Annotated in this window: 15 protein-coding genes; 10 read left to right on the forward strand and 5 right to left on the reverse strand. The window is 67.4% G+C overall.

Annotated features, from left to right (window positions below; translation table 11 throughout):
- The first annotated feature begins 15 nt into the window (after window positions 1-15).
- The 6 genes from CUR96_RS12985 to CUR96_RS13010 all read left to right on the forward strand — a co-directional run bounded on the left by CUR96_RS12985 (window position 16) and on the right by CUR96_RS13010 (window position 5314).
- Window positions 16-1440, forward strand: coding sequence for a dihydrolipoyl dehydrogenase family protein (locus CUR96_RS12985; RefSeq protein WP_102193712.1), 1425 nt, complete (start codon window positions 16-18; stop codon window positions 1438-1440).
- 206 nt (window positions 1441-1646) lie between these two features.
- Window positions 1647-2477, forward strand: coding sequence for an ABC transporter ATP-binding protein (locus CUR96_RS12990; protein WP_102193713.1), 831 nt, complete (start codon window positions 1647-1649; stop codon window positions 2475-2477).
- The gene (locus CUR96_RS12995) at window positions 2474-3154 is read left to right on the forward strand and encodes an ABC transporter permease (RefSeq protein ID WP_102193714.1); all 681 of its coding nucleotides are present in this window, start codon (window positions 2474-2476) and stop codon (window positions 3152-3154) included. The genes CUR96_RS12990 and CUR96_RS12995 overlap by 4 nt, the downstream gene beginning before the upstream one ends.
- Window positions 3151-3876 (forward strand): ABC transporter permease, encoded by a 726-nt coding sequence (locus tag CUR96_RS13000; protein WP_102194004.1) that lies wholly within the window; start codon window positions 3151-3153, stop codon window positions 3874-3876. The genes CUR96_RS12995 and CUR96_RS13000 overlap by 4 nt, the downstream gene beginning before the upstream one ends.
- Before the next feature lie 50 nt (window positions 3877-3926).
- Complete coding sequence (locus CUR96_RS13005; RefSeq protein ID WP_102193715.1) at window positions 3927-4847, forward strand: glycine betaine ABC transporter substrate-binding protein; 921 nt, start codon at window positions 3927-3929, stop codon at window positions 4845-4847.
- Between the two features lie 101 nt (window positions 4848-4948).
- Entirely contained in the window at window positions 4949-5314 is a 366-nt protein-coding gene (locus tag CUR96_RS13010; protein ID WP_102193716.1) for a hypothetical protein, read from the forward strand.
- Here the strand turns inward: CUR96_RS13010 and CUR96_RS13015 are convergent.
- A complete protein-coding gene (locus CUR96_RS13015; protein WP_219721986.1) occupies window positions 5311-6519 on the reverse strand; it encodes an AI-2E family transporter in 1209 nt (402 codons plus the stop codon). The two genes, CUR96_RS13010 and CUR96_RS13015, sit on opposite strands and share 4 nt — an antisense overlap.
- A gap of 62 nt (window positions 6520-6581) precedes the next feature.
- On the opposite strand from CUR96_RS13015, the gene CUR96_RS13020 reads away from it, so the two are divergent.
- The 4 genes from CUR96_RS13020 to CUR96_RS13035 all read left to right on the forward strand — a co-directional run bounded on the left by CUR96_RS13020 (window position 6582) and on the right by CUR96_RS13035 (window position 8373).
- Entirely contained in the window at window positions 6582-6881 is a 300-nt protein-coding gene (locus CUR96_RS13020) for a chorismate mutase (protein WP_102193717.1), read from the forward strand.
- 100 nt (window positions 6882-6981) lie between these two features.
- Complete coding sequence (locus CUR96_RS13025; RefSeq protein ID WP_102193718.1) at window positions 6982-7320, forward strand: ArsR/SmtB family transcription factor; 339 nt, start codon at window positions 6982-6984, stop codon at window positions 7318-7320.
- Complete coding sequence (locus CUR96_RS13030) at window positions 7313-7804, forward strand: SRPBCC family protein (protein ID WP_102193719.1); 492 nt, start codon at window positions 7313-7315, stop codon at window positions 7802-7804. The genes CUR96_RS13025 and CUR96_RS13030 overlap by 8 nt, the downstream gene beginning before the upstream one ends.
- Window positions 7804-8373, forward strand: a complete 570-nt coding sequence (locus tag CUR96_RS13035) for a dihydrofolate reductase family protein (RefSeq protein ID WP_102193720.1) — start codon at window positions 7804-7806, stop codon at window positions 8371-8373. Before CUR96_RS13030 ends, CUR96_RS13035 begins: the two co-directional genes overlap by 1 nt.
- 54 nt (window positions 8374-8427) lie before the next feature.
- Here the strand turns inward: CUR96_RS13035 and CUR96_RS13040 are convergent, their stop codons facing one another.
- The 4 genes from CUR96_RS13040 to CUR96_RS13055 all read right to left on the reverse strand — a co-directional run bounded on the left by CUR96_RS13040 (window position 8428) and on the right by CUR96_RS13055 (window position 12581).
- Window positions 8428-9342: a carbohydrate ABC transporter permease gene (locus tag CUR96_RS13040; protein ID WP_102193721.1), complete on the reverse strand. Its 915-nt coding sequence runs from the start codon at window positions 9340-9342 to the stop codon at window positions 8428-8430.
- A complete protein-coding gene (locus CUR96_RS13045) occupies window positions 9339-10328 on the reverse strand; it encodes a carbohydrate ABC transporter permease (RefSeq protein WP_102193722.1) in 990 nt (329 codons plus the stop codon). Before CUR96_RS13045 ends, CUR96_RS13040 begins: the two co-directional genes overlap by 4 nt.
- Window positions 10329-10354: 26 nt before the next feature.
- Entirely contained in the window at window positions 10355-11770 is a 1416-nt protein-coding gene (ngcE, locus tag CUR96_RS13050; RefSeq protein WP_102193723.1) for an N-acetylglucosamine/diacetylchitobiose ABC transporter substrate-binding protein, read from the reverse strand.
- Window positions 11771-11831: 61 nt separating this feature from the next.
- Complete coding sequence (locus CUR96_RS13055; protein WP_102193724.1) at window positions 11832-12581, reverse strand: sugar isomerase domain-containing protein; 750 nt, start codon at window positions 12579-12581, stop codon at window positions 11832-11834.
- Window positions 12582-12665: the final 84 nt, after the last annotated feature.

Consider the following 12665-nt stretch of genomic DNA (forward strand, 5'->3'; position numbering starts at 1 on the left):
ACGAGAGGAACGACGATGACGACCGACGAATTCGACCTGATCATCCTGGGCGGCGGGCCCGTCGGCGAGAACGTCGCCGATCGAGCCGTGCAGGCCGGGCTCACGGCGATCATCGTGGAGAGCGAACTCGTGGGCGGTGAGTGCTCCTACTGGGCGTGCATGCCGTCGAAGGCGCTGCTGCGTCCCGCGCAGGCGCTCCGGGCCGCGCAGCGGGTGGGCGGTGCGGCCGAGGCGGTGACCGGAGCGCTCGACGTGCAGGCGGTGCTCGCCCGCCGCGACTCCTTCGCCAGCAACTGGTCCGATGCCGGACAGGTGGAGTGGCTGGACTCAGCCGGCATCGACCTCGCCCGTGGGCACGGGCGCCTCACCGGGGAACGCGAAGTCACCGTCACCGACGCAGACGGGGCGACGCGCGTGCTCAAGGCCCGTCACGCCGTCGCGATCAGCACCGGATCCGATGCCGTCATCCCCGGCATCGAGGGCCTGGCCGAGTCCTCTCCGTGGACGAGCCGCGAGGCGACGAGCGCGCAGGAGGTGCCCGGCTCGCTCGCCATCATCGGCGGCGGAGTCGTCGCGGTCGAGATGGCGACCGCCTACGCCGGCTTCGGTTCGACGGTGACCCTGATCGCGCGCGGTGCGCTGCTCGGATCGATGGAGTCGTTCGCGGGCGAGCGGGTCGCGGCGGGCCTCCGTGCGCTGGGCGTCGACGTCCGCTCCGGCACGGGCACGACGTCCGTGCGGCGGGATGCGTCCGGCGTCACTCTCACGCTCGACGACGGCAGCGAGGTCACGGCCGATGAGGTGCTGGTCGCCACGGGCCGCAGCGCCCGCAGCGACGACATCGGACTCGAGGTCGTCGGCCTCACCCCGGGGCGGTGGATCGAGACCGATGACACGCTCCGCGTCCCCGGTGCCGACTGGCTCTACGCGGTCGGCGACGTGAACGGCCGGGCGCTGCTCACGCACCAGGGCAAGTACCAGGCCCGGGCCGCCGGCGATGTCATCGCCGCCAGGGCGAAGGGTGAAGCGGTGGATACTGCGGACTGGGGCCGTCACGTCTCCACCGCCGATCGTGCCGCAGTGCCGCAGGTCACGTTCTCGGCGCCGGAGGTCGCATCGGTCGGCCTCACGGCGGATGCCGCGCGCGAGGCGGGCCGCTCGATCAGGGTGGTCGACTACGACCTCGGCCGGGTGGATGGCGCGAGGCTGTACGAGGACGGTTTCGAGGCGCAGGCCCGGATCATCGTCGACACCGAGCGCGGCGTGATCGTGGGCGCGACGTTCGTCGGGAACGAGGTCGCCGAGCTCCTTCAGGCAGCGACCATCGCCGTCGTCGGCGAAGTGCCGATCGCGCGCCTGTGGCACGCGGTCCCCGCGTACCCCACGATGAGCGAGGTCTGGCTGCGGCTGCTCGAGACATACGGGCGGGAATCGGCGTGATCCGGCGGGCTGACACCGGCGGGCGAGCGGCGTCCAATCCGGCGGCGCCGCAGCTCCGAACAGATGAGGGATCCTCGGGCTAGCCGGCGTGCCCGGTCGGCTGCAGGGATGTGTCGTATCGGGCCGATCTGCACGAATCCCGCCGGGATGTCCGTGACCTCTTATACGCTCGAACCCGAGTCGATCGACAGCCAGGAGATGCGCCCATGATCGAGTTCCGTTCCGTCACGAAGAAGTTCCCCGACGGCACCGTCGCCGTCGACGACTTCAGCCTGGTGCTGCCCTCGCGCAAGACGACGGTGTTCGTCGGCTCCTCCGGCTGCGGCAAGACGACGCTGCTGCGCATGATCAACCGCATGGTCGAGCCGACGTCGGGCGATGTCGAGATCGACGGCGAGAGCGTACTCGACGGCGACCCGGTCGCGCTCCGCCGGCGCATCGGCTACGTGATGCAGAACTCGGGGCTGATGCCGCACTTCTCCGTCATCGACAACGTGGCGACGGTGCTGCGCTTGAACGGCGTCAACCGCTCGGCCGCGCATCAGCGGGCGCGCGAACTGCTCGAGACGGTGGGACTCGCCCAGAGCCTCGCCGACCGGTATCCGAGTCAGCTATCCGGAGGTCAGCAGCAGCGCGTCGGCGTCGCCCGCGGGCTCGCCGCCGATCCGAACATCCTGCTCATGGACGAGCCGTTCGGCGCGGTCGATCCGATCGTCCGCGCCGACCTGCAGCAGGAGACGATCCGGCTGCAGCGCGAGCTCGACAAGACGGTCGTCTTCGTCACCCACGACATCGACGAGGCCTTCCTGCTCGGCGACCAGGTCGTCATCCTCGACAAGGGCGCCCGCATCGTGCAGGTCGGCAGCCCGAGCGAGATCATCGAGAATCCGGCGGATGACTTCGTCTCGGCGTTCATCGGCGTCGAACGCGGGCGACGCGCACTGCGCCTCAAGCAGACGCCGCGGGGCACCGTCGTCGTCGACTCGGAGGGGCGCACGCAGGGCGCGATCGTGGATGCTCCGGAGCCCGTCACATGAACTGGGTCGTCGACAACCTCGGGCTCATCCTCGAGCTGACCGCGGTGCACCTGCAGCAGAGCGTGATCCCGATCGTGCTGGGCTTCGTGCTGTCGCTGCCGCTGGGCTGGCTGGCGTGGCGCTACCAGCTGGTCCGCGGCCCGGTCATCGTGCTGACGGGTCTGCTGTACACGATCCCGTCCCTCGCACTGCTGATCCTGCTGCCGGCCGTCCTCGGCTACTCGGCGACCAGCCCGGCGAACCTCGTGATCGCGCTCACGGTCTACGCGGTCGCGATCATGGTCCGGTCGGTGGCCGACGGTCTCGACTCGGTCGACGATGCCGTGCGGCAGTCCGCGACGGCCGTCGGCTATGCACCGTTCCGCCGCTTCTGGGCAGTGGAGTTCCCCCTCGCCGGCCCGGTGATCCTGGCGGGCCTGCGGGTCACGGCCGTGAGCACGATCTCGCTCGCCACGGTCGGCATCCTCATCGGGGTGACGAACCTGGGCTACCTGTTCACCAACGGGCTGCAGCGCCGGATCATCGCCGAGGTGCTCGCCGGCGTCGTGGCGGTGGTCGTGATCGCGCTCCTCATCGACCTGCTGCTCCTGCTCGCGGGTCGCGCACTGATGCCGTGGACGCGCGCGACGGACCGCGTCGGCATCCGCCGTGCGATGACGGTGAGGGCCGCCGCATGAACCTCTTCGCAGACGCCTTCGCCTGGCTGTTCTCCCCGGACCGCTGGGAGGGGTCGTACTCGCTGCCGACGCTGCTCGGCCAGCACCTCTTCTACACGGTGATCTCGGTGCTCATCGCGGCACTTATCGCGGTACCGGCGGGCTGGCTCATCGGGCACACCGGCCGGGGCCGCGAGATCGCCGTCGCGATCTCGGGCGCCGCGCGCGCCATACCCTCGTTCGGCCTGATGGTGCTGCTCGTGCTCCTCCTGGGCGTGCTGCAGATCCCGGCGGCCGCCGTCATCACCTTCGTGCTGCTGGCCATCCCCTCGCTGCTCGCCGGCGCCTACACCGGATTCGAAGCCATCGACCGCCGCGTGATCGACGCGGCGAGGTCGATGGGCATGACCGAATGGCAGGTGTTCTGGAAGGTCGAGGTGCCGCTCGGGCTGCCGCTCCTGGTCGGCGGGCTGCGCGCGGCACTGCTCCAGGTCATCGCGACGGTCACGATCGCCGCCTACGTCAACCTCGGCGGACTCGGCTGGCCGATCATCCAGGGCATCCCCCTGCGCCGGTTCGATCAGGTGCTCGGCGGCGCGATCCTCGTCGCGACGCTCGCGCTCCTCGTCGATCTGATCCTCGCGAGCGCACAGCGGGCTGCCGTCCCTGCGGGGGTACGCGTCGCGAAGCTGCGCCGGCGCACACCCCGAACCGCCCGCCGCACCAGTCCCGCAACCACGTAGGTCCCGAGCACGTCGACGGACCGCATCCCATCGCCTCAGAGAGGAACACCATGTTCACCGCACGAAAGTCACGATTCGCCCTCCTCGGCGGCGTCGCGCTCGCCGCATCCCTCGTCCTGGCCGGCTGCTCCAGCAGCAATCCGCTGGACACCCCCACCGAGGCCGACCCCGGCTCGGGCGACACCGACACCATCGTCATCGGCTCGCAGGCCTACTACTCGAACGAGATCATCGCCGAGATCTACGCTCAGGCGCTCGAGAACGCCGGCTTCGAGGTCGAGCGGCAGTTCAACGTCGGCCAGCGTGACGCGTACATGCCCGAGATCGAATCCGGCGCGATCGATCTCTTCCCGGAGTACACCGGCAACCTGCTGGAGTTCCTCGATGCGGATGCCACGGCGACGAGCCCCGAAGACGTGTACGCCGCATTGAAAGAGGTGCTGCCGGATGGCCTGACGGCGCTCGACTACTCCGAGGCATCCGATCAGGACACGTACACGGTTCTGAAGAGCTTCGCCGACGACAACGGCCTCAAGACGATCGAAGACCTCGCCAAGGTCACCACGCCGGTCACGATCGGCGCCGCCCCGGAGTTCGAGCAGCGCCCGTACGGGCCGGCCGGCGCCAAGCAGGTCTACGGCGTCGACGTGGGCTTCTCGGCCACCGGTCCGACCACGCTGGAGTCGCTGCTGGCCGGCGACGTCCAGGTGGCCGACATCTACACGGCCGACCCCGCCTTCGAGACCGAGCAGATCGTCGCCCTCGAGGACCCGGAGAACATGATCCTCGCCTCGAACGTCGTCCCGATCGCGTCGAGCGACATCGCCGGCGACATCGCCGACGTGATCAATGCCGTCAGCGCCGCCCTCGGCGCCGACGACCTGGTCGCGCTGAACGTGCAGAGCACGGTCGAGGAGATCTCGAGCGAGCTGATCGCGACCCAGTGGCTCAAGGACAACGACCTGCTCTGATAGAGCTGAAAGGGGGCCTTCCGACGACCATCGGAAGGCCCCCTCTGCATGCGCGGCGCGCGGCCTGAGAGAATGGACCCCATGGCAACGGATAGATCGGCATGATCTCCAAGCGAGATCTCGCCCAGCGGCTCGACATCTCCCTGGAGATGGCCGACCGCCACGGATTCGGCGACGGTGCGAGCGAGGCCGAGCTTACGGCCCTCGAACAGGATCCGCCCGCGTGGCTCGTCCAGTCCCGGTCGAACCGCAAGAAGGGCGCGCGCCCTGTGTGGGTCACCCTGACCTGCGAGGTGTGCGGATACACCGAGACGGCCAGGCCCAAGAAATGGTGGCCCGAGTTCACCTACGTCAGCTGCCGCCATCATTCCTCCGGCGAACTTCCGAAGCCGGCTGCCGGCCAGCACCGCGGCTACTTCGAGGGCGTCGGAACCCGATTCGTCGGTGTCGTGGACCAGGCGCTCTAGATCCTCGCGTCCTGCCGCGGAACCCACACCTGCTTGATGATGATGAGGATGGATGCCGCGACCGGCACCGCGACGAGGGCGCCGAGCAGGCCGAGCAGCGTGCCTCCGGCGAGAGCGCCGATGACCACGAGCGAACCGGGGATGGCGATCGCCCGGTTCATCACGCGCGGAGTGATCACATACGCCTCGATCTGCATGTAGACGAGGTAGACGATCCCGAAGATCAGTGCGGCCACCGGATCGGTGAACAGGGCGAGGCCGGTGCCGATGACCCAGAACATCACGGAGCCGACCAGCGGGATCAGGGTGATGCAGAAGGCGACCGTCGCCATCAGCGGCGGGAACGGCAGCCCGAGTGAGACATACAGCACGAGCGCGATCATCGCGTTGAAGAAGGCCAGCACGACCATCCCCATCACATAGCCGCCGACCGAATCCGTGATCAGGTCGGTGATGTCGCCGGCGCGGGTCCGGTCGCGGGCCGCCACCAGCCGGAGCAGGCCCCTCTTCATGCCGGGGAGCGTGGCGACGAAGTACAGGGTGAGCACCAGCACCACGATCACGCCGGAGATTCCCGTCGCGATCGACGCGCCGATCTGCAGGGCGCCACCACCGATCGCCGCGATGTTGCCGGGGTCGGAGAGGAACTTCTGGACATCGGCCACCAGCGTCTGGAACTGGTCGCCGAACTGCCTGTCGAGCGTCGCATAGAGGTCGGTCGCAGTGAACTCCCGGATCATCCCCGGCACGGAACGCACGAAGCTCGCGATCTGATCGATGACGATCGGGAGGACCATCCACAGGATGAGGGCGACGATTCCGACGAGCCCGAGGATCACGATGAGCACGGCGACGGCGCGGGACAGCCCGCGGCGCTCGAGGAACCGGACGGCAGGATCGAGGCCCAGGGCTGCGAAGAGCGCCAGAGCGATGTAGATGAGCACGGTCGCGAGGTTCGAAAGAGCGAGTCCCAGCAGCAGGGCCGCGAGCCCGCCCAGCGTCACCAGGAATCCGAACACGAACGGCCGGTCGATGCGCGTCCAGAACGAACGGCTCGGTGTCATCGGCTCGACGACCGCCTGCGAGCGGCTCCGAACTTCCGCCTCGACGGCTGCCGGTCCGGCGGCCGCCTCGACCGCCGGCGGCGGTTCGGCGGGCGGTGGGTCGTCGATGACCTCGGATGCCGCCGATTCGTCGTTGCTCATGCCCTCACGATATCGGTGTCACAGCTCGGATCGATGGCCGGGGAACCTCCTAGAGTAGGGGCATGACAGCAGCCGGTGACCCGAAGGAAGAACTGCTTCGCCTGCGTGCCACGATCGACAACATCGACGCCGCGCTCATCTTCATGCTGGCCGAGCGGTTCCGCGCCACGCAGCAGGTCGGCCACCTCAAGGCCGAGCATGAGATGCCGGCATCCGACCCGAATCGCGAAGAGCAGCAGACCGCGCGCCTGCGTGCGCTCGCCGAAGAGGCGCACCTCGACCCCGAGTTCGCCGAGAAATGGTTCAACTTCGTCGTCGCCGAGGTCATCCGTCACCACACCGAGGCCGCCGAAGGCCGCTGACGAACTGCTCGGCTGCTGCAGCGTGCGTGCGTGCAGGGGGTTGACAGCATCGCCGCGTCCACGCATAGTTAAGCCATTCACTAATTAAGGAATCGCTTACATGGACGTAGTGGACGACCTCAGTCTCGTCTTCCAGGCGCTTGCCGATCCGACCAGGCGCGCGATGATCTCGCGCCTCAGCGGAGGTTCGACGACGGTCGGAGAGCTGGCTGACCCGTTCGCGATGAGCCGGCCCGCGATCTCGCAGCATCTCAAGGTGCTCGAGCGCGCGGGTCTCATCGAACGCACCGTCGATGCGCAGTGGCGACGGTGCACGCTCCGCACGGAGCCCCTCGACGAGGCGATGGCATGGGTCGAGCGGCACCGCGCCGAATGGAACGCGCGCTTCGATGCGCTCGACGAGCGACTCCGGGAACTGAAAGGAAAGACGGATGCCTGAGCAGACGGCGACCACCCAGAAGCAGTTCACGATCACTCGCATCTTCGCCGCGCCACGAGACCTCGTGTGGCGAGCCTGGACCGACCCCGCCGAGGCGATCTTCTGGTGGCATCCGCGAGGCGTGGATCTCCCTCGGGAGAGCGTCGAGATCGACGCGCGACCGGGCGGCCGGTACCGCTACACGATGATCGCGCCGGATGGCACGGAGTATCCCACCACCGGGGTTTACCGCGAGATCACGCCGCCGGAGCGACTCGTCTTCACCTGGGGATCTCAGGGCGATCCTGACGAATCCGCCCCGGTCATCACCGTCCACCTTGCGACGCACGGTGCCGACGGCGAAGAGACGCTGATGACATTCCATCTGCAGGGCTTCGACGGTGCACCGGGCGATGAGTTCGTCTACGACGGCTGGGACTCGGCGTTCGACATGCTCGACGAGCGCATCGAAGCTCCGGCGAGCCGCGACGCGGAGGCGTTCTGATGGGCATCCTCACCGTCGAGCAGATCGTGAGCGTCGACGGGTACGCCGCGGAAGCCGACGGCGGCATCGGGTTCATGGATGCGGCCGATGTCGGCAACGCGAACGACGACGACCAGCTGGAGTTCCTCCGGGACGTCGACGCGATCCTGCTGGGCGCGAACACCTACCGGATGTTCGCGGGGTACTGGCCGACGGCTGACCCTGCGGTCGAGGTCGTCGCCGAGCCGATCGATCGCCTGCCGAAGTTCGTCATCTCGAACAGCCTGGCCGAGGCGCCGTGGGGTGAGGGGTCGATCGACATCCTCCAGGGCGACGCCGCGGAGACGGTCGCGGCGCTGAAGGAACGATACGACCGCATCATCGTCTGGGGCAGCCTCACCCTCGCCGATGCCCTGTTCGAGGCCGGGCTCGTCGACGAGCTGCGTCTCCGGGTGGTGCCGGCGCTCATAGGCGAGGGGCGTTCGTTCACGCCGGCGGCACTGGGTCAGCGCCGTCTCGAACTCGTCCGGGCGGTGTCGCATCCGAGCGGTCACGTGGGGATGACCTACCGGCTGGCAGCATCCGCCTGAGAATGCGGAAGGTCCCGGAACGCGACCGCGTTCCGGGACCTTCCTGCGCCGGAGCTACTTCGAGGTGCCCTGCGACACCGATCCCTGCAGCTGACGCTGGAAGAAGATGTACACCAGCAGCACCGGGACGATCGTGATGATCACCGCGGCGAACAGCGCACCCTGGTCGACCTCGTAGCCCGCTGCCGACGCGAACGCCGCCATTCCCTGCGACAGGACGTACTGCGACGAGTTCGGGTTCAACGCGACGGGCAGCAGGAACTGGTTCCACAGGCCGAGGAAGTTCAGGATGCCGACCGCCGCCAGGCCGGGCTTGGCCATCGGCAGCATCACCTGGAAGAACGTGCGCCACTCGCTCGCACCGTCGACGTAGGCGGCTTCCTGGATCTCGTAGGGCAATGACTTGAAGAACGAGTAGAGGAAGAACACCGTGAACGGCAGGGCGAAGGCCACGTAGGTGATGATCAGGCCCGGGAGCGTGCCCAGCAGCCCGATCCCCTGCAGGACGAAGAACAGCGGGACGATCGCGAGGAACACCGGGAAGGTGAGACCCGCGAGCATCAGGTAGTAGATCACCCTGCTCCCGGGCACGGAGAAGCGCGCGAGCACATAGGCGCACATGGCCCCGAGCAGCATTACGAGGAACAGCGAGACGCCGACCACGATGATGGTGTTCAGGAACATCTGGCCGAAGTTGTACTTCGTCCACGCGTTGATGTAGTTCGTGAGATCCCACGACGACGGCAGCGTGAACGGCGATTCGAAGATCTCCGACGTGGTCTTGAACGAGCTGAACAGCGTCCACAGCAGCGGTGCGATCACGATGATCGACCAGATCGCGAGGACGACGTGCGAGATCGTGCCGACGACCTTGTCACCGCCCGTGGTTTTGACCTTGCGGATCGGCAGCGTGTTCTTGCGCGTGCGCTTCGGATCGATGGAGATCAGGGTCTGCGTCTTGTCGCTCATTCGCGTCCCCCGTCGTCCTTGCCACCGGTGAGCCTGTTGACCAGGAACACGACGGCCGCGAACAGCAGCGTGATCACGGCGAGCACGACACCCATCGCGCTGGCCAGGCCGAACTGGCTCTTCTCGAATGCGGTGCGGTACAGGTACTGCGACATCACCAGGGTGGAGTTGCCGGGGCCGCCGGTGGCGTTCAGCGCCGCCATGTAGACGAACGCGTCGAGAGCCATGATGCCGATGTAGATGTAGGCGGTCTGCACGTTGTCGCGGATCAGCGGCAGCGTGATCGAGATCATGGTGCGGAATCGGCCGGCGCCGTCGATGCGGGCGGCCTCGTAGGTCTCGGCGGGGATGCCCTTGATCGCGGCGATGAACAGCACCATGTAGAAGCCGACCATGCCCCAGACGATCACGAAGATCGAGGCGCCCATGGCGGTGCGCTCGTCGCCGAGCCAGGCGAAGCCGCTCATCTGCAGACCTGCGGCATCGAGGATGCCGTTGAGCAGACCCTCCGGCGAGTAGATCAGCGCCCAGAGGATGCCGATGACGATCGCGGGGATCACGTACGGGAAGAACGAGACGACGCGGTAGAAGCTCGAGCCGCCGAGGCCACGGACCTGGCCGCTCGTGGGACCGCCGACGGTGATCATGCCGGCGAAGACCAGCGCGATCGACAGGGTGATCAGCGGCACGACGATCGCCAGGACGATGTTGTTGCCCATGGCCTGCAGGAACGTCGAGTCGGAGAACAGGCGCCCGAAGTTCAGAAGCCCGACGAAGTCCATCTCGGGCGAGAACCCGGTCCAATTGGTCATCGAGTAGTACACGGCCTGCACGAACGGCGAGATCACGAAGATCAGGAAGATCGCCACCGGCAGAACGAGGAACACCAGCAGGAAGGAGACGTAGTCGAAGGTCAGCCGGCGCTGCCCGAGACGGGGCGGCTTGCGCCGCCCCGTCGGGGAAGTGATGACAGCGGCGGTGTTCATCGCCGTGTCAAGACCTGGAGCTGAGGTCACTTGATCTCGATCTTGTTGACGGAGTCGTCCTCGCGGATCTTGTCCGTGAGGTCCTGCAGCTGCTGGGTGATCTCGGCGACCGTCATCTTGCCGTCGAGGAACGAGTTCCAGATCGGCAGCTGGTCGCTGTTCATGCCGTAGAGGTTGAACGACTTGATCGTGAAGACGTTCTCACCGGCGGTCGCCAGCAGTTCCGACTGCGAGACGAGCGCGGTCGAGCCGAAGCCGTCTTCGGGAACCGTGCCCTTGACGATGGTCGGAGCGAGCTTCTCCTTCGCGAATGCGGTCGCCGACTCCTTCGACAGCATCGTGCGCAGCAGCTCCTTGCCGCCGGCCGGGTTCTTCGCCTTGGACGGGACCACGAACGGCTCGCCGGCCTCGGCGCGCATCGTGCCGGCCGGCGTCGTCTGGCTGCCGTCGAGCGGCAGCTCGGCGATGCCCTTCATCGCGAAGCCGTCCTTCGTCTGCGACTTCATCTCGTTCTCGATCCACGAGCCCGACGGGTACAGCAGCGCCTCCTGCTTGTTGCTCCACTGCGACTGGGCCTCGGTGAATTGCGTGCCCGAGCCGCCCGGCTTGACGTAACCCGACGCGATCAGGTCGTGGAAGATCGTCAGGATCTCCTGGATGACCGGGTTCGACCAGCATCCCTCTTCGAGGTTCTCCAGCGGCAGGCGCACGTCGTCGCCGCCCTGGATGACGGCCGAGTCGACGACCATCGTCTGGTAATAGGTCGCGGCTTCCTTGCCCCAGAGGAACAGGAACTTGCCCTGCGCCTTCGCGGCCTCGCCGAGCGCCTTGAGGTCCTGCCAGCTCGTCGGCACGGTCCAGCCGTTCTCCTCGAACAGGCTCGACGAGTACCACAGGCCGTACACGGTCATGACGTAGTTCAACGCGACGAACTTGCCGTCGAAGGTTCCGGGAGCCTCGACGCCGCCGTAGAGCGTGTCGCGGATCTTCTCCCCCTCGAGGTTCTCGGAGTCGATCACCGAGGTGAGGTCTTCGAGCTGGTCGATGATCGTGTTCCAGCCGATCGAGTTCGCGCCGGAGTTGTCGATCAGGTCCGGCGGGGTGCCGCCGACGAAGCGCGGCTGCAGTTCGGTGGCGATCTTCGTCGAGGGCGAGACCTTGACGGTGACGCCGTCGAGGCCCTTGCTCTTCTCCATCAGCTTGGCGGCGTTCTCGACGTAGTCGACGCCGTAGCCGCCGTTGAAGATGACCGCGTCGACGGTCGTGTTCGCGGCGACGCCGAACGGGTTGTCGGCGGTGATCTCGCCCTTGGGGCCCGCGGTGCCGCCCCCGCCGGGTGCGGCGCAGGATGCGAGGGACATGCCGAAGGGAAGCAGCAGCGCCGTCGCGGCTGCACCGCGCAGCAGGTTGCGGCGGCTGATGGAGGTGGTCTGGATTTCCATCTTCGTACCTTTCGTTGTGGTGTGATCGGGTGTGATCGGTGGGTGATGGCCGGGTGCGCGCTCAGGCGCCCCGTCGGATGCGACCGCGGTAGCGGTCTTCGAGGACGGAGTTGTGGTCGTCGCCGCCGGGAATGTTGGCGGAGATGTACATGGGGGGCGTCTCGCCTCGGTCGGCGATCGTGCGTGCCACCCCGAGAGTGAGCAGCTGGGCGATGTACGCGGCGGTGATCGACGAGACGGCTCCGGCGCCGATTCCGTCGGCCACTTCGAGCGTCGTATCGCCGTACGGGGCGAGGTTGTCGATGACGATGTCGGCGACCTCGCTGAGCCGCTTGCCGGACGGATGCTTCGGCTGCACGCGTGCGGTGTGCTGCAGGCTGGTCACCGCGATGACGCTGTGCCCCCGCTCCTTCGCCCACAGCGCGGCGCCGACGATGGATCCGTTCACGCCGGAGTTCGAGGCGATCATGAAGACGTCACTGTCGCCGACCGGCACCGTGGCCATGAGCTCGTCGACCACCCACGGTTCGCGCTCCAGTGCGCCGGTGAGCACGTCGACATCGCGATCGCCGTGCATCACGATGTCGCGGAGCGCGAAGCGGTTGGTCGGGATGAGTCCGCCCGCGCGCCCGGAGACCTCCATGGCGAAGGCTTCGGAGTGACCGGTGCCGAAGGCATGGATCACGCCGCCGGCATCGAGGGCGGCGACCACCAGGTCGATCGCACCGTCGAAAGCACCGGCTTCGGCCCGCTCGGTCAGGACCTCGAGGCGGGTCTGCACCTCGCGGAACAGGTGGGACGCATCGCTCATCGTGGGCCTCCTCGTTGGAACTGCTTCACTGACATGTCGTCGGGTCGCAGGCCCCGCCATTGCCGACGCCCATGCTGCGTGGCA

It is taken from the genome of Microbacterium aurantiacum (assembly GCF_002872075.1).
Lineage (GTDB): Bacteria > Actinomycetota > Actinomycetes > Actinomycetales > Microbacteriaceae > Microbacterium > Microbacterium aurantiacum_A.

What these genes read in the sequence shown, in the direction of transcription:
- CUR96_RS12985 (WP_102193712.1), top strand. Translation starts at nt 16, where the DNA reads ATGACGACCGACGAATTCGACCTGATCATCCTGGGCGGCGGGCCCGTC.
- CUR96_RS12995 (WP_102193714.1), top strand. Translation starts at nt 2,474, where the DNA reads ATGAACTGGGTCGTCGACAACCTCGGGCTCATCCTCGAGCTGACCGCG.
- CUR96_RS13030 (WP_102193719.1), top strand. Translation starts at nt 7,313, where the DNA reads ATGCCTGAGCAGACGGCGACCACCCAGAAGCAGTTCACGATCACTCGC.
- CUR96_RS13005 (WP_102193715.1), top strand. Translation starts at nt 3,927, where the DNA reads ATGTTCACCGCACGAAAGTCACGATTCGCCCTCCTCGGCGGCGTCGCG.
- CUR96_RS13000 (WP_102194004.1), top strand. Translation starts at nt 3,151, where the DNA reads ATGAACCTCTTCGCAGACGCCTTCGCCTGGCTGTTCTCCCCGGACCGC.
- CUR96_RS13035 (WP_102193720.1), top strand. Translation starts at nt 7,804, where the DNA reads ATGGGCATCCTCACCGTCGAGCAGATCGTGAGCGTCGACGGGTACGCC.
- ngcE (WP_102193723.1), bottom strand. Translation starts at nt 11,770, where the DNA reads ATGGAAATCCAGACCACCTCCATCAGCCGCCGCAACCTGCTGCGCGGT.
- CUR96_RS13040 (WP_102193721.1), bottom strand. Translation starts at nt 9,342, where the DNA reads ATGAGCGACAAGACGCAGACCCTGATCTCCATCGATCCGAAGCGCACG.
- CUR96_RS12990 (WP_102193713.1), top strand. Translation starts at nt 1,647, where the DNA reads ATGATCGAGTTCCGTTCCGTCACGAAGAAGTTCCCCGACGGCACCGTC.
- CUR96_RS13020 (WP_102193717.1), top strand. Translation starts at nt 6,582, where the DNA reads ATGACAGCAGCCGGTGACCCGAAGGAAGAACTGCTTCGCCTGCGTGCC.
- CUR96_RS13010 (WP_102193716.1), top strand. Translation starts at nt 4,949, where the DNA reads ATGATCTCCAAGCGAGATCTCGCCCAGCGGCTCGACATCTCCCTGGAG.
- CUR96_RS13045 (WP_102193722.1), bottom strand. Translation starts at nt 10,328, where the DNA reads ATGAACACCGCCGCTGTCATCACTTCCCCGACGGGGCGGCGCAAGCCG.
- CUR96_RS13015 (WP_219721986.1), bottom strand. Translation starts at nt 6,519, where the DNA reads ATGAGCAACGACGAATCGGCGGCATCCGAGGTCATCGACGACCCACCG.
- CUR96_RS13025 (WP_102193718.1), top strand. Translation starts at nt 6,982, where the DNA reads ATGGACGTAGTGGACGACCTCAGTCTCGTCTTCCAGGCGCTTGCCGAT.
- CUR96_RS13055 (WP_102193724.1), bottom strand. Translation starts at nt 12,581, where the DNA reads ATGAGCGATGCGTCCCACCTGTTCCGCGAGGTGCAGACCCGCCTCGAG.